The 14,939-nt window shown below is 63.0% G+C and carries 12 protein-coding genes, 6 tRNA genes and 1 pseudogene; 15 read left to right on the top strand and 4 right to left on the bottom strand.

Annotation, left to right across the window (positions count from 1 at the left end):
• Positions 1 to 11: 11 nt before the first annotated feature.
• From C3F36_RS00520 to C3F36_RS00510, 3 genes and pseudogenes are all read left to right on the top strand, one after another.
• Positions 12 to 761 (top strand): tRNA-uridine aminocarboxypropyltransferase, encoded by a 750-nt coding sequence (locus tag C3F36_RS00520; RefSeq protein ID WP_104454249.1) that lies wholly within the window; start codon positions 12 to 14, stop codon positions 759 to 761.
• Positions 762 to 879: 118 nt separating this feature from the next.
• Positions 880 to 996, top strand: a pseudogene (locus tag C3F36_RS23680) (DTW domain-containing protein); the annotation flags it as partial.
• 131 nt (positions 997 to 1,127) lie between these two features.
• Positions 1,128 to 1,907, top strand: a complete 780-nt coding sequence (locus C3F36_RS00510; protein WP_010674863.1) for a TSUP family transporter — start codon at positions 1,128 to 1,130, stop codon at positions 1,905 to 1,907.
• Positions 1,908 to 1,959: 52 nt separating this feature from the next.
• Here the strand turns inward: C3F36_RS00510 and C3F36_RS00505 are convergent, their stop codons facing one another.
• Both C3F36_RS00505 and C3F36_RS00500 read right to left on the bottom strand, forming a co-directional pair.
• Complete coding sequence (locus C3F36_RS00505; protein ID WP_104454248.1) at positions 1,960 to 2,892, bottom strand: LysR family transcriptional regulator; 933 nt, start codon at positions 2,890 to 2,892, stop codon at positions 1,960 to 1,962.
• Between the two features lie 51 nt (positions 2,893 to 2,943).
• Positions 2,944 to 3,861 carry a DMT family transporter gene (locus C3F36_RS00500; protein ID WP_041215090.1) on the bottom strand — a complete coding sequence of 306 codons (918 nt, stop codon included), beginning with the start codon at positions 3,859 to 3,861 and terminating at the stop codon, positions 2,944 to 2,946.
• A gap of 188 nt (positions 3,862 to 4,049) precedes the next feature.
• Between C3F36_RS00500 and C3F36_RS00495 the strand changes: the two genes are divergently transcribed.
• The 12 genes from C3F36_RS00495 to yjjG all read left to right on the top strand — a co-directional run bounded on the left by C3F36_RS00495 (position 4,050) and on the right by yjjG (position 11,179).
• Entirely contained in the window at positions 4,050 to 4,937 is an 888-nt protein-coding gene (locus C3F36_RS00495; RefSeq protein ID WP_048208720.1) for a helix-turn-helix domain-containing protein, read from the top strand.
• 62 nt (positions 4,938 to 4,999) lie between these two features.
• Positions 5,000 to 5,122 carry a hypothetical protein gene (locus C3F36_RS23955; RefSeq protein ID WP_256094327.1) on the top strand — a complete coding sequence of 41 codons (123 nt, stop codon included), beginning with the start codon at positions 5,000 to 5,002 and terminating at the stop codon, positions 5,120 to 5,122.
• Positions 5,123 to 5,198: 76 nt separating this feature from the next.
• Positions 5,199 to 6,833 (top strand): ATP-dependent endonuclease, encoded by a 1,635-nt coding sequence (locus C3F36_RS00490; protein ID WP_010674859.1) that lies wholly within the window; start codon positions 5,199 to 5,201, stop codon positions 6,831 to 6,833.
• 106 nt (positions 6,834 to 6,939) lie between these two features.
• Positions 6,940 to 7,659, top strand: coding sequence for a hypothetical protein (locus tag C3F36_RS00485; RefSeq protein ID WP_104454247.1), 720 nt, complete (start codon positions 6,940 to 6,942; stop codon positions 7,657 to 7,659).
• A 235-nt stretch (positions 7,660 to 7,894) separates the two neighbouring features.
• Positions 7,895 to 7,971, top strand: a tRNA-Met gene (locus C3F36_RS00480).
• A gap of 96 nt (positions 7,972 to 8,067) precedes the next feature.
• Positions 8,068 to 8,144 (top strand) — tRNA-Met (locus C3F36_RS00475).
• A 96-nt stretch (positions 8,145 to 8,240) separates the two neighbouring features.
• Positions 8,241 to 8,317, top strand: a tRNA-Met gene (locus C3F36_RS00470).
• A 96-nt stretch (positions 8,318 to 8,413) separates the two neighbouring features.
• Positions 8,414 to 8,490 (top strand) — tRNA-Met (locus C3F36_RS00465).
• 96 nt (positions 8,491 to 8,586) lie between these two features.
• A tRNA-Met gene (locus tag C3F36_RS00460) sits at positions 8,587 to 8,663 on the top strand.
• Between the two features lie 96 nt (positions 8,664 to 8,759).
• Positions 8,760 to 8,836 (top strand) — tRNA-Met (locus C3F36_RS00455).
• 144 nt (positions 8,837 to 8,980) lie between these two features.
• The gene (locus C3F36_RS00450; RefSeq protein ID WP_104454246.1) at positions 8,981 to 10,465 is read left to right on the top strand and encodes a M17 family metallopeptidase; all 1,485 of its coding nucleotides are present in this window, start codon (positions 8,981 to 8,983) and stop codon (positions 10,463 to 10,465) included.
• Positions 10,466 to 10,498: 33 nt separating this feature from the next.
• Positions 10,499 to 11,179, top strand: coding sequence for a pyrimidine 5'-nucleotidase (yjjG, locus tag C3F36_RS00445; protein ID WP_104454245.1), 681 nt, complete (start codon positions 10,499 to 10,501; stop codon positions 11,177 to 11,179).
• A 71-nt stretch (positions 11,180 to 11,250) separates the two neighbouring features.
• Here yjjG and C3F36_RS00440 read toward each other — a convergent pair whose 3' ends face one another.
• Together C3F36_RS00440 and pfkA are read right to left on the bottom strand one after the other, a co-directional pair.
• On the bottom strand, positions 11,251 to 12,507 hold the full coding sequence (locus C3F36_RS00440) for an amidohydrolase (RefSeq protein WP_104454244.1): 1,257 nt from the start codon (positions 12,505 to 12,507) through the stop codon (positions 11,251 to 11,253).
• Positions 12,508 to 13,831: 1,324 nt separating this feature from the next.
• Positions 13,832 to 14,803: a 6-phosphofructokinase gene (gene pfkA, locus C3F36_RS00435; RefSeq protein ID WP_104454243.1), complete on the bottom strand. Its 972-nt coding sequence runs from the start codon at positions 14,801 to 14,803 to the stop codon at positions 13,832 to 13,834.
• Positions 14,804 to 14,939: the final 136 nt, after the last annotated feature.

Here is a 14,939-nt window from a genome sequence, read left to right as displayed (position 1 = left end):
AGCCGCGTTCCATGAAGCCCATCCCCGATCACGCCGTCAACCGCCTGCGCATCTGGCGCAAGAGCGTCTCGACCCGACCCTTTCTTGCCCGTGGCGGCAGCGTGCCACGCTGCGATGCCTGCCAGCTGCGCCACGACTGGTGTGCCTGCGACTGGCGCCCGGCGCTCAAGGCCGAGGCCGGTTTCTGCCTCATGATGTATGACAGCGAGCCCATGAAGCCCTCCAACACCGGGCGCCTCATCGCCGACGTGCTGCCGGACTCCACCTGGGCCTTTCTCTGGTCGCGTACCGAACCCCATCCCGAGCTGCTGGCCCTGCTGGCGGATCCCGCCTGGCAGCCCTACGTGGTCTTTCCCGCCTGCGAGAAAGTGCCCGACCGTCTGACCGGCGAGGTGGTACTGGCCCCCGGCAAGAAGCCGCTGTTCATCCTGCTGGACGGCACCTGGCCCGAGGCGCGCAAGATGTTCAACAAGAGTCCCTATCTGGACGGCTTCCCGGTGCTCGCCATCAAGCCGGATGCGCTCTCTACCTACGGCATGCGCGTCGCCCACAGCGACGAGCACCTGTGCACTGCCGAGGTGGCCGCCTGCGTGCTGGAAGTGGCCGGGGAGCTGCGGGCGGGACAGGCGCTGCAGCTCTGGTTCAATCTCTTCAGCAGCCGCTACATGGCTGGCCGGGTTAGCCGTGCACCCGGTGCTGATGAAGGGCCCCTGCTGGAGGGGCTGGAGGCCATCAAGGGCCAGAGCCGCGCTCTGGATTAATCCTCATCAGCAGCCGCTACATGGCTGGACGGGTAAGCCGTGCGCCCGGTGAGGATGAAGCGCCCCTGCTACAGGGGCTGGAGGCCATCAAGGGCCAGAGCCGCGCTCTGGATTAATCCTCATCAGCAGCCGCTACATGGCTGGCCGGGTAAGCCGTGCGCCCGGTGCGGATGAAGCGCCCCTGCTGGAGGGGCTGGCGGTTATCAAAGCACAGGCCCTCTCGCATGCTGATTGATGAAAATAAGGAATCAGTTGGCTGCCATTGTTTCGTTGGCTTCATGGGCCTGCCCTCGCTAGGATAGCGACCTGTTGACTCCTTCAGGCTCCAGGCCATGCCGGGCGCCGCCAATCACACGAGGTCTATGGATGGAACTGGAACTGCTCACCCTGGTCGCCCTGTTCGGGGTGGCTCTCATCGCCGGCTTTATCGACGCCATCGCCGGGGGCGGGGGGCTCTTGACGGTGCCGGCCCTGCTGGCCACCGGCATGCCGCCAGCCCTGGTGCTTGGCACCAACAAGTTGCAGAGCAGTTTCGGTTCCTTCTCCGCCACCTGGTTCTATGCTCGCAAGGGGCTCCTTGAGTGGGCCATCATCTGGCCGGCTGTCATCTGCACCTTCATCGGGGCGGCCATCGGCACCCTGGCGGTGCAGACCATCGATGCCGCCATCCTGGAGCGGCTGCTCCCCTTCCTGCTGATGGCGTTTGCCTGCTACTTCTACTTCTCCCCCAGGGTGAGCGATGCGGAGAGCCAGCGTCGCCTCACTCCCATGGCGTTCGCCCTGCTGGTGGGCGGGGGCGTGGGCTTTTATGACGGCTTCTTCGGGCCGGGCACGGGGTCGTTTTTTGCCATCGGTTTCGTGGCCCTGGCGGGCTTTGGCATGGCGCGGGCCACTGCCCACACCAAGCTGCTCAACTTCACTTCCAACATCGCTTCCCTGCTCTTCTTCACCCTGGGGGGCAAGGTGGTGTGGAGCGTGGGGCTGTGCATGGCGCTGGGGCAGTTCATCGGGGCGCGCATGGGCTCCAAGCTGGTGCTCAAGAAAGGGGTGAAGCTCATCAAGCCGCTGCTGGTGACCGTCTCCCTGGTGATGTCCGCCAAGCTGGTGTGGAGCCAGTACCCCGAGCTTTTTGCCTGGCTGGGCTGAGCCGATACCCCCCATGACGAGGGCCCGATCGCAGATCGGGCCCTCTTGCGTTTCAGCCCTGTGCCGAAAGTTGCCGGAAATGGGCTTGCAGCGCCTGCACCAGGCGGGCGATGCGATCGCGCTTGAGGCTGTTTGGCCGATAGACCAGGTGGAGCGGGCGGCCCAGTCCCGGCAGGGGGCGTGCCTGTGTCCCCTGCTCACCCACCAGCGCCAGCAGGCCGGCGGGCAGGAGCACGGGGCCAATGCCTGCCTTGGCCAGCTCGATCAGCGCCAGGTAGGAATCGAGCTCCATGGCGGGGATAAGCCCGAGGGCGGCCAGGGGCTCGCGCAGATAGCGGTTGGAGGGGTTCTCCAGATCCATGGTCAGGATCTTGCGCACCTTGCCCTGCATCCCCTGACTCACGTCGCCTTCAGCCAGTTGCTTGCTGGTCACAGTTTCTTGCAAGGCGCCCTGGTGATCCGGCTGCGCCGCCTCATCCAGAGCGTCCCCCACCAGATAGAAGGGCTCCTCCAGCAGCCGTTCGGCACACAGCCCATGGCCCGGCGGCAGGCGACCGGCGCAGATCCCGAGCAGGGCATCCCCGCCGCGCACCCGGGCCAGAATGACCGGGGTGTGGTGGGTAGAGAGGGCAATGTGGGGATCCCGTTCAAGATAGGCGTGCATGAAGCGGGCGAGGTAGCCCGCCAGCAGGGTTTCGGAGCAGGCGATGGACAGAGGGGTCTGATCCGTGAGGATCTGGCTGTCCGCCAGCACCCCCTTCATTTCGGCGAGGCTCGGGGCTACCCGGGCGAGCAGTTCACGGGCCTGGGGAGTGAGGCGGATATGACGGCCATCCGGCTCGATGAGCTTCTTGCCAAGGCGCTGCTCCAGCTGGGCGATGCGCTTGCTGACCGCCGACTGACTGATATAGAGGCGGCTTGCAACCTTGGCCATGGTGCCCTCGCTTGCCAGCAGGCAGAGTGTATCCAGCCCTTCCAGTAACATGCGTCCTCCCTCCTCGTGTGTTGGACGCGGTTACCTTAGGGGCTGGTGGCATCAGGGGCAAGTACCGTTTGCGGCCCTTGATAGCGGCCAGCGCCACGCCTTGACGGGGGGCGCGAAGATCACCAGGTTGCCAATGAGACTCACCACCACGCCGACGATGGAGACCGTCTGCCAGACAAATCCTTCATAGAAGGTGGAGAGGGTGAGGGCCACCAGGGGGAAGAGCACGGTGGCGTAGGCCGCCTTGCTGGCACCGATGCGCCCCACCAGGGTGAGGTAGGCGGTGAAGGCGATGACGGAGCCGAAGATGGCCAGATAGACCATGGCGGCGAGGTAGCGCGGGTCGGTGGGCAGGGTGAGTGACTGACCGAGTACCGTGACCCAGCCCAGCAGCAGCGCCACGCCGTAGACCATGCCCCAGGGTACCATCTGCAATACGTGATAGCCCTGGCGCTGTCCCCGGGCGGAGACCAGGTTGCCCAGGGAGAAGCAGAGAGTGCCGGCGCAGGCAAAGAGCAAGCCCTTCCAGCCGTTTGCACCCAGTTGCGCATCCGCCAGCACCGGCCAGAAGAGCAGCAGGGTGCCAAGCAGCCCCAGCAACGATCCTTGCAGCCAGCGCAGGCCCGGCCGTTTACCCTCGAACAGCCAGAGATTGAGGCCGTTGAAGATGCTGGCGCTGGCGAAAATCACCGCCGACAGGCCGCTCGGAATATAGAGGGTGGCGTGGTAGAAACAGAGGAAGTTGGTGGAAAAGAGCAACGCGCCGAGCAGGGCAGCATATCGCTGGCCCGCCCAGGGCAGGCGTGGAAACTTGCCGCTCACCGTGAGCAGGGCGAACAGGGCCAGGGCCGCCAGGGCGAAACGATAGAGCACCGAGACCTCGATGGGGATGGGGCCGAGCTGCCAGGCGATGGCAATCCAGGTGCTGCCCCAGATGAGGACGGTTGAAACATAGAGCATCAGATTCATGGTGTGATCCCATCAAGAGAAGATGATGTGATCAGCATGAACCGTGAGGCGGGGTGCCGGCTTGCACCATCTTGCGGTTTTTTCAACGGAGGCGCAGCCTTTGACCATGAGGCGCGATAAGATGGCGACAGGAAAGGGGCGGAAAGGGGCGGCAAGTGCCGGAGAGGGACGCAAGCGTGCAGCATGCCATGCAGCAGACAAGACAGGCAGGGGTCTTTGATGCCCTGGTGAGCACCGGTGCCAGGCTGGAGGACTCCTGCTGGCTGGAGCCCGGACTCGGGGTGGCGAGCTGGTGCAACCGCTACGATCAGACCCGCTACCACAAGCCGGGCAACCACACCATCAGCGTCTACCTGCAGGGGGGCGAGCAGACCGAGCGGCTGGACGGCCCCGGTGGCCATGGCGGTGCCGGCAAGGTGTGCATCATGCCGGATCACCACAGGTCCGAGTGGCTGGTGCGCGAGGAGTTTCGCTTCTTCCACCTCTACTTCACCCCCGCCCACTTCACCCGTATCGCCGAGCAAGCGTGCGACAAGGAGGGGCGTCATCTGCAACTGGAAGACAAGACCTTCATCGACGATCCCCAGGCGGCGGCCCTGGTGCAGGGGCAATTGATGAAGCTGGACTGGCAGCACGGCATCGATCGCATGGCGCTCTCCCACGGTGCCTGGATGCTGATGCTGCACGCCTATCGCCATCACACTCGCGAGGCCCCGGCGCTGCCGGAGGTGCGCGGCGGTCTGGCACCCGCCGTGGTGCGCCGGGTGCAGGAGTATCTGCAGGCTCACCTGGCCGAGCCGATCACCCTGGGAGAGCTCGCCCGGGAGGCGGGTCTGAGCGAATACCACTTCGCCCGGATGTTCGGGCAGAGCCTGGGCTGTCCGCCCCACCGCTACCTGCTCGGGCTGCGGCTCAAGCGGGCCAAGCAGTTGCTGGCGGGAAGCGAGCCTCTGGCCAGCATCGCCGCCCAGTGCGGCTTCTCCTCCCAGGCCCATTTTGGTAACCGTTTTCGGGAGGCGTTCGGCCTGAGCCCGGGCCAGTGGCGAGCCCAGTTGTCATTCTCCTGTCACAGATAACCCTGAGACTCTGGGCAAAAGAGGTGTACCCTCTGTCTCTTGTCCATTGAAAGGAATGCCCATTGAATCATCGCAAACGTCAGACCCGTACTCGCCATCTCTGGTTCAACCACTGGAATGCCCCCCTCTATCGCGCCACCCAGCCGACGCCGCCCGAACCGCTCGTTCCTCACAGTTCCCGCTGAAAACGCCGTAACCCGATAGGATTTTTCCGGCAACTTTGCCACTATTGCGCCATCAGGATGGACTGGATATGGCCGCATGTTTCTGGAACGCATTGAAGTCAAAGGTTTTCGCGGAATAAATCGCCTCTCCCTCGGGCTGGACAACACCACTGTGCTCATCGGCGAAAACGCCTGGGGCAAATCCAGCCTGCTGCGGGCCCTCTGGTGCCTGCTGGGGGATGCCGAGCCCTATCAATTTGGTCAGGATGATTTTCATCGGCCGGAAGATCCCGAGCTCGAACCCTCGCGCACGCTGCAACTGGTGCTCACCTTCAGCGAGTATCGTCCCCAGATGTGCCAGCACTCCCGCCGTCTGGCCCGCCTCGGGGCGGCCTGGATCCCGCACAAGGACAAGTTCCACCGGGTGCATTATCGTGCCAGTGCCGAGTTGCAGGACGATGGCAGCGTGCTCACCACCCACGACTTTCTCGACGGCATCGGCAAGAGCCTGACCATCGACAACAACGAGGCGCTGGTGCGTCTGCTCATCACCATGAATCCGGTGTTCAGGCTGCGGGATGCCCGTACCGCCAGGGATGGTATCGAGCGGCTGCCCTGGGGGGATCTGTGCGAGCAGCGGCTGGACGAGCTGGCCGGCAAGCTCACCGATGAGCCCCAGCGCATCGGCGAGCCAGAACTCAAGGAGGCGCTGCAGGCGGTGCAGCAGTTGATGGAGCACTACTTCAGCGCCCTGGCGCCCATCAAGCACAAGCCTCGCAGCCAGCGGGATATCGTCAATCGCCCCATGACCCTGCGCAATCCCGGCAACCTGCAGGTGCTGCTGCGCAATGCGGACAACCGGGCGCTGCAACTGGCCATGGCGGGCATGGCGGCCATGCTGCTCCACGCCCGGGGCAACCGGGAGCTGGAGGAGGGGGCCAGACCCATACTGATGCTGGAAGACCCCGAGAGTCGCCTGCATCCCACCATGCTGGCCCTGGCCTGGGGTCTGCTGGAGCAGTTGCCCGGCCAGAAGCTGCTCACCACCAACTCGGGGGACCTGCTCTCCTCCTTGCCCCTCAATCAGGTGCGCCGTCTGGTGCGCCGCCAGCAGGACATCCTCTGCCATCAGTTGGGAGGGGAGCGCTACAGCAGCGACGATCTGCGCAAGATTGCCTTCCATGTGCGCATCAACAGGCCCATGTCGATGTTTGCCCGCTGCTGGTTGCTGGTGGAAGGGGAGACCGAGATCTGGCTGCTCTCGGAGCTGGCCCAGATCTGCGGCTACAGCCTGCGGGCGGAGGGGGTGCGCATCATCGAGTTCGCCCAGTGCGGCCAGGCTCCTCTCATCAAGGTGGCCCGGGACTTTGGCATAGAGTGGCACCTGCTCACCGACGGTGACGAGGCGGGTGCCAAGTATGCGAGTTCCGCTCGCTCCCTGCTCAAGGGGGAGCGCGAGCGGGATCGGCTGACCCAGTTGCCGGCGGCAGACATAGAGCACTACCTCTACCAGAACGGGTTCGAGGGGGTGTTCCGGCGTGAGGCGGGGGTCGGGGGGCGCTCCACCCTCAACGCCGGGCGCATCATCGCCAAGGCGATCCACCATCGCAGCAAGCCAGGCATGGCCCTGGCGGTGGTGGAGGAGGCGGAGCGTCTCGGCAGCGAGCACATTCCCCCTGTGCTCAAGCAGATGTTTGCCCGGGTGGTCGCCCTTGCCCGGGGACAAAGCTGACCGGCGACGTTGGGAAGACGGGGGGAGTTTGGATATACTCCCTGCCTCTTGTCCTTCCTTACCCTGTGATGGGTGCACCCGCACCCGGACTGCTGCCGGAGACCCTATGTTCGTCCAACTTCCTTTTTGGCTCTTTCCCCTGACCGGTCTGATGGCCCTGGGGGCCCTGATCGCCGTGGGGCTCGTCCTGTGGCGCGGGGATCTCTGCCCGGGCCAGCGCTCGCGGATCACGACCCAGCTCTTCTCGGTCTGGGTGATCACCGGGCTCTCTCTGATGCTGGCGGTGGAGGCCAAGGTTGCGGGCTGGCTCATCTGGAGTGGGGGGGCCGCCCTGGTGCTCGGTATCGTGCTCTCCCTGGTCCAGTCTCGCCTGGAGGGCAAGCGCGCCATCCCCGCCACCCTGCTGTGGTTGCCCGCCATGCCGCTCGCCCTCTACGGGCTGGGTCTGATGCAGATCCAGGGCTGGCTCGGCGGCCTGCTGCAGATGGTGCTGCTGGGGTCGGCCTTTGCCCACCTGATGCTGCTGCGTGCCCGCCACCGCCTGCAAGCCTTCAATCTGCTGCTGCCCCTGGCGGGGCTGGTCTCCGCCATCCTGAGTCTTATCTGGCTGGCGGTGCTGGTGGGTTGGCAGGGGAGCAGCGCAGGGCTCGACCCGCTGATCCCCGGGGTAGTGACCCAGGCCGGCCTGCTGGTCGCAGCCCTGCTGCTCTGGTTCAGCCCCATCTACCGTCAGCAGGAGACGGCCCCCGTGGTGGTCTCCGTGACCCTGTGCGGCCTCATCATCGCCCAGACTGCGGCGACCAGCGTGTTGCACCAGCTGGCCTGATCCCGGCGCATCCTCCCGCCCGCACCTTGTTGTGCGGGCTTTTTTTATGGCAAAGAGGGGCAAGTCGGGGGGAGCGCGGGGAGGGGCCTGAGGGGCGAGAGATCGCTAGCTGCCTGAAAAAACTGCGATTTGTTGCAAAAGAGCGCAGTATGTGACGGTTTAATCCCCGAATAAACTTTTTTTAGGATATTTACTTGCAATCTCAGCGTTGGCGCCTATTATGGGCGACCTCGGACGCGGGGTGGAGCAGCTCGGTAGCTCGTCGGGCTCATAACCCGAAGGTCGTCGGTTCAAATCCGGCCCCCGCAACCAACCATTTGTGTCCATGGCAAGCGCATAGCGCAGCGGTGGAGACGAAGACAGCAAGAAGCAACTGCTCTGCTTTTTGTGGTGGCAATACAATTCGGACGCGGGGTGGAGCAGCTCGGTAGCTCGTCGGGCTCATAACCCGAAGGTCGTCGGTTCAAATCCGGCCCCCGCAACCAACCATTTGTGTCCATGGCAAGCGCATAGCGCAGCGGTGGAGACGAAGACAGCAAGAAGCAACTGCTCTGCTTTTTGTGGTGGCAATACAATTCGGACGCGGGGTGGAGCAGCTCGGTAGCTCGTCGGGCTCATAACCCGAAGGTCGTCGGTTCAAATCCGGCCCCCGCAACCAACCATTTGTGTTCATGGCAAGCGCTAGCGCCTGCGGTGGAGACGAAGACAGCAAGAAGCAACGGCTCTGCTTTTTGTGGTGGCAATACAATTCGGACGCGGGGTGGAGCAGCTCGGTAGCTCGTCGGGCTCATAACCCGAAGGTCGTCGGTTCAAATCCGGCCCCCGCAACCAACCATTTGTGTTCATGGCAAGCGCTAGCGCCTGCGGTGGAGACGAAGACAGCAAGAAGCAACTGCTCTGCTTTTTGTGGTGGCAATGCAATTCGGACGCGGGGTGGAGCAGCTCGGTAGCTCGTCGGGCTCATAACCCGAAGGTCGTCGGTTCAAATCCGGCCCCCGCAACCAACTATTTGTGTCCATGGCAAGCGCATAGCGCTGCGGTAGAGACGAAGACAGCAAGAAGCAACTGCTCTGCTTTTTGTGGTGGCAATACAATTCGGACGCGGGGTGGAGCAGCTCGGTAGCTCGTCGGGCTCATAACCCGAAGGTCGTCGGTTCAAATCCGGCCCCCGCAACCAACTTCTGACTAATTTTCTTCTGCATTACCTCTCTGATCCCCTCCAGCATCTGTTGCTTGCACACAATAATGTGTGTTTTTCCGATCCCTCTCGCCATTTGTTCGGTATCATCCTGCTTTCTGTTCATGGATGAGGCCGCACCCTGTGATGACCCCTTTTAGCTATTCTTCTCCCCAAATCACGATGCAGAGCACCTCCCTCGCCGAAGTAATGGCAGGGCCGGCTGCCGTCAAACTCTTGCTCATTGCCGACTCAGCGCGCGATGCCCTGCTGGCGACGCCTCCCTTTGCCGCCGTGGCAACCCAGATAGCCCTGGGTCAGAAGGCCCCCTATTCCCTCGACGACAGTCAGGGGCTGCAACGGGTGATCTTCATGGATGCCCGCCCGGTCCTGGATCATCGGCTCTACAAGCAGGTGCGCAGCTGGGTGGGCTCGCTGGCGGGCCTCAAGGCGACGCACCTGGCGCTCCATCTGGAGGGCTTTGACGATGAGCATCGCGCGCAACTGGCAAGGGTGGTGCTCGCCTGCCTGCTCGCCGCCGATGTGACCCTGCCGACCCAGAAACGGAGTGAGGCGACAAGACCGGGTTATCAGCAGTTGCAACTTTCCCCCCCTTGCGAGCTGGACATGGCCCGCCTGAGCGCAGAAACCGAAGGCAACGGTCTGGCTCGCCACCTGGCAGTGCTGCCAGCGTCCGAGCTCAATGCCCGTCATTACCGGGCCTATGCCCGGGAGCTGGCGCAGCAGGAGGGGTGGCAGTGGCAGGAGTTTGACGAGGCGACCCTGGCACAGAAGGGGGCTGGCGCCTTCCTGGCGGTGGCCCGTGGTTCGGCGGACGGTCAGGCCGCCATCGTCAGGCTCAGTTACTGTCCGGCCAACCCGGTGCGCCGCGTCGCGCTGGTGGGCAAGGGGATCTGCCACGACTCCGGTGGCTACAACCTGAAAGTCGGTGGCAGCATGTATGGCATGCACCTGGACATGGGGGGCAGCGCGGTGGCCCTTGGCACACTGCTGGCCATCAGCCGGGCGAAACTCCCCGTTGAGGTGCACTGCTGGCTCGCCATCGCCGAGAACCACATCGGCCCGCAGGCCTTCCGGCCCGGTGAGGTGGTGACCGCGCTGAACGGCACCACCATCGAAGTGGTGGACACCGACGCCGAGGGGCGCATGGTGCTGGCGGATGCCCTGACCCTGGCGGCCGGGGACAACCCCGACTTGCTGATCGACTACGCCACCCTGACTGGCGCCTGCAAACGGGCGCTCGGCAGCCGTTACAGCGGCGCCTTCACCAACCGCCCCGAGTGGCTCACCACTCTGATAGCGCTGGGCCAGCAGAGCGGGGAACGAGTCTGGCCCTTCCCCCTGGACGAGGATTACGATGACAACCTCGATAGCGAGTGGGCCGATCTGTTACAGTGCGCGCCGGGCGCCTCCCCGGATCACATCGATGCCGCCCGTTTTCTCACGCGCTTCGTGCCCGCCGAGCTTCCCTGGTTGCACCTCGACCTGAGTGGTTTTCGCAACAAGGGGGGCAATGGCGTGGTGGGCAGCGAGGTAACCGGCTTTGGTGTCAGGCTGACCCTGACCCTGCTCGACAGCCCTCTGGGGATGGGTGCGCCCGACGCATGACAACGTGGCCAAGCACAATCAATAAGGACAAGCGTGAAACAAGCAAGCTATGACTGGGTGCTGTTCGATCTGGACGAAACCCTGCTCGATTTTCCGGTCGCCAGGGCGCTGGAGCGGACCCTGCAAATCTACGGTGTGGCGCCGACTCCCCCCAAGATGGCGGAGTACCATGCCCTCAACCAGCGGCTCTGGCAGCAGTACAACTCAGGGGAGATTGACGCCACCCACCTGCAGCAGACCCGTTTTTCGCTCTTTGCCGAGCAGGTCAACGTGGCGCCCATGGCGATGAACGAGACCTTCCTGCAGCAGATCATCGCCCTGAGCGTGCCCCTGGAGGGGGTGGAGGAGACCCTCCAGGCCCTGAAGAACAAGGTCAGAATGGGGATCATCACCAACGGCTTCAGCCTGCCCCAGCGCGGGCGCCTCGACAAACTGGGCTGGAACAGCTGGTTTGAGCCTCTCGTTATCTCTGACGAGGTGCAGGTGACCAAGCCGGCGGCGGCCATCTTCCTGCATGCCCTGGCGCAGATGGGTCAGCCGAGCCCGGCGCGGGTGTTGATGGTGGGGGACAATCCCAAGACCGACATCGCCGGTGCCGCCGCCCAGGGGCTTGCCACCTGCTGGTACAACCCGGGGCGGGAGACAGGTCCGTGCGAGGCGACCCACGAGATCCACCACTTCGCCCATCTCTGCGCGATCGTGCTGGGAGAGTAGGTCCCCTATGCCCGCAAGGGTGTAAAAAAACAAGGCAGCCCATGGGCTGCCTTGTTTGCATCCGGCGTCTGCTAGCGGCCGAGGCGGGCGAGCAGCCAGGCCTCCAGCAAGACCACTCCGGGGGCCAGCACGGCTTCGTCGAAGTCGAACTCCGGATGATGGTGGGGGGCCGCGAGGTTGGCTCCCAGGATGAGATAGGCGGCTTCGCCGCCGTGCTGCTGTACCCGCTCGATGAGGAAACCGGCATCCTCGCTGGCCCCGAAGCGGCGGGTGTGGATGGTATCAAGGGAGATCCCCTGTGCGAGAGGCACGATTTCCTCGATGAGGGCTGGGCTGTTCTCGATGCCGATCGCTTCCCCCTGTTTGCGGATGTGGTAGGTCGCGCCCTGCATCAGGGCCGCCCCCTCCACAATCTGCTGCACCTGATTGAACATGTAGTCGTTGAGGGCCGGCGTCGCGCCACGGGTCTCCCCCATCAGGCGGGCATGGCCCGGGATGACGTTGCGTCCACTGCCGCCGTTGAGCTGCCCCACGTTGATGCGGGTCATGCCGTCCCGATGGCGGGGAATGCCGAGCATGGCGGTGGTAGCCATGCAGGCCGCCGCCAGGGCATTGTGGCCCGCGTTGGGCTCGAGCCCCGCATGGGCGGCTTGCCCCATGAACTCCACGTCGAATTTGGTTGAACAGAGAAACTCGGTGGGGTTGACCACCAGCTCACCGCTGCTCGCGTGAATGCCGATGTGCAGTGCCAGCAGGGCGTCCACATCGTCGAGCTGCCCCCCTGCCGCCAGCGCCTTGCCGCCTCGGCAGCCCTCTTCAGCCGGCTGGAAGAAGAGCTTGATGCGGCCAGTGAGGCGATCGGCGAGGGCCGCGATCCGCTCGGCCAGCACCAGCCCGATGGCGGTGTGACCATCGTGGGCACAGGCGTGCATCCAGCCCGGGTTGGCGGAGTGCCAGCCTCCCTGGCCGGGCAGGTGTGACGCCTCCTGGCTCTCTTCGACCTCCACCGCATCGATATCGAAGCGAAACGCCAGGGTGGGGCCGGGGCGCCCGCTCTCCCAGAGTCCCATCACGCCGGTGAGTGCGTCGATCCGCGTCAGCCACTCCGGATGCGCCCCCTGGTGCAGGGCACGGGCCTTCTGGGCCTCGACGTCTATTTCCCGTCCCATGATGAGGGTGCTGGCGAGCAGTTGATCCCCCAGCATGATGGAGAAACCGAGTTCACTGAGGTGTTGGGCGATGAGGGTGGTGGTGCGAAATTCACACCAGGCGGCTTCGGGGTGACGATGAAGGTCGCGGCGCCAGTGGCGCAAGGCATCCTGAGTCATGGTGGTTCCTGCGTGGCAAATCCAGCGGCCATTGTGACGGGCAGGGGGGCAAGAGTAAATCCCGCAGGGGGAGATGCGACAAGGGGAGCCCGGGTTCCCCTTGAAAGATGGCATGGATGTCGACGAGGTCGTTTTGTGTGCGCAGATCGCACTCAATGATGGCTTGGCATCATCCTTTGCCAGAGCGCGTCAAAAATCCACGTTGCAGTCTGTTTTTTGAACCACCCCTCTGATGCAGAGGTGGCAGATGGCTGATTGACCGACTTAGAGCTGTGCCAGCGACGGCATGGAGACGGCAACCAGAGTGAAAAACACGGTGAAAACGGCGGTAACTACGAACTCTTTCATGATTTTATCTCCCTTGGTTGGCTCATGATGGAACCAAGATACCACAACAGAACGATAAAACAACGAAAAATGTAATTATGAGGCAAAAATGGTTTATCGGTGAAATATGGCTGCATTTTCCTAAGTTTAAGGGCGTTTTTTGTTCTTGAAAGGGTTTCATGGTGATGCAAGTGAAAAGTGATACATATAAAGTATTTAAATACATGGAGTTATGTTGATTTTGCGGCTCTCCCCTTGGAAGTTCCGATTGGCGCATTTGTGGTGATCTCCATTTTTACTCAGCAAAATGGCCTGAGGGATGCGCCGATTGATGTCGCCATAGGGAGGTTGGTGGCTGTCAGCCAGGTTTTGTCATCCCATGTCATGTTTTCTCACGACGTGTGTCCTAACCCCAGTCTGCAAGGCTGTTGCCAGCCAGGGTTATCCGATGAAGGCTCAATTTTCTGCTCATCCTAAACAGGCTGGGAGCAAAAAGAGTACGAAAAAACGACAAAATGGCCGCCAAAGGAGCATGGAAGGCAAGGGGGAAGGCGAGAAAATGGGGAGGCGATCTTCATGGGACCTTGGGTGGCCGGAAGCCCCGTTTTTCGCTGTTTTATTGGGGGGGCGAGCCATTGGGCCCGCGCACAGGGGAAGCGGGCGATATCGTCGGCCCACCCGGTTTGCTATATGGCGCCAGTGTGATGGGATGAAGGGCAGGGGAGGCCTGGCGCAGGGCCGTGGCTCTGCGGCACCAAGGCACCAAGGCACTAAGGCCTTTATCCAGACCCGTCGCGAACAAGGTGAGCAAGCAGAAAAGCGGGGGAAAGAAGTAAAGGAGAAGGTCGTGGGGTCAGAGGCTCAGGGCCGCCGGGCAAGGGGTAAGAGATGGCGACAGTGGCCAGTGGATAGTCGGGCCCCCCGCAGAGGGAGGAGGGGGTGAGGAGCCCGCATAAAAAAACCCTCCAGAGGAGGGTTTTTTGTCAGACCACAGCCCTTAGAACAGGGTGGTGGAGAGATCGTACAGCTCCTGGTTGAACGGGCGCTTCAGGTTCTCGATGCAGTCGATGATGTCGTGGTGCACCATCTCGTTGCCCTGAATGCCGACGCAGCGGCCACCCTGGCCCGCCAGCAGTTGCTCGACGGCGAAGGCACCCATGCGGCTGGACATGATACGGTCACGGGCAGTGGGAGAACCGCCACGCTGGATGTGACCCAGGATGGTGGCGCGGGTTTCGCGGCCGGTCATGGCCTCGATGTCTTTTGCCAGGGCGTTGACGTCGGTGACGTGCTCGCAGATGGTAATGATGGCGTGCTTCTTGCCCTTGGCTTCCCCTTCCTTGATCTGTTGCAGCAGCTTCTCCTTGTCGAAGGCCACTTCCGGCACGATCACGTACTCGGCACCACCGGCAACGGCGGCAGACATGGCCAGATCGCCGCAGTGGCGGCCCATGATCTCGACCACGGAGATGCGGTGGTGGGAGCTGCAGGTATCGCGCAGGCGGTCGATGGCGTCCACGACCACGTTCAGGGCGGTGTCAAAGCCGATGGTGAAGTCGGTACCGGCGATGTCGTTGTCGATGGTGCCCGGCAGGCCGATGCAGGGGAAGCCCTCTTCGGTCAGCTTCTTGGCACCCATGTAGGAGCCGTCACCGCCGATGACCACCAGGGCGTCGATGCCGTGTTTCTTCAGGTTTTCGACCGCTTCGGCACGGACTTTCGGATCCTTGAAGGCGGGGAAACGGGCGGAGCCCAGGAAGGTACCGCCACGGTTCACGACGTCGGAGACGCTGTGATGCTCGAGCTTGACGATACGGTCCTGGTGCAGACCGAGGTAGCCATCATAGATGCCGTAAACTTCCAGGCCATGATGCAGACCGGCGCGCACCACGGCGCGGATGGCTGCGTTCATACCCGGTGCGTCACCACCACTGGTCAAAACACCAATACGTTTGATTTGTTTGGTCATGAGTGCCTCTGGATCTGAGTTGTCGAAAATCAAGATTCTGAAAAATACGGCTGGCCGCTTTTACTATATCGGCTTTCCTATGGCGAGAGGGTCCATAGGAAAGCGATATGCAAAGAGGGGCGGGGCCCCTCTTTGC

The organism is Aeromonas sp. ASNIH2 (assembly GCF_002934795.1).
GTDB lineage: Bacteria > Pseudomonadota > Gammaproteobacteria > Enterobacterales > Aeromonadaceae > Aeromonas > Aeromonas caviae.
The sequence above is the reverse complement of the archived record's forward strand: the minus strand, read 5'-3'. Positions and strand labels throughout refer to the sequence as shown.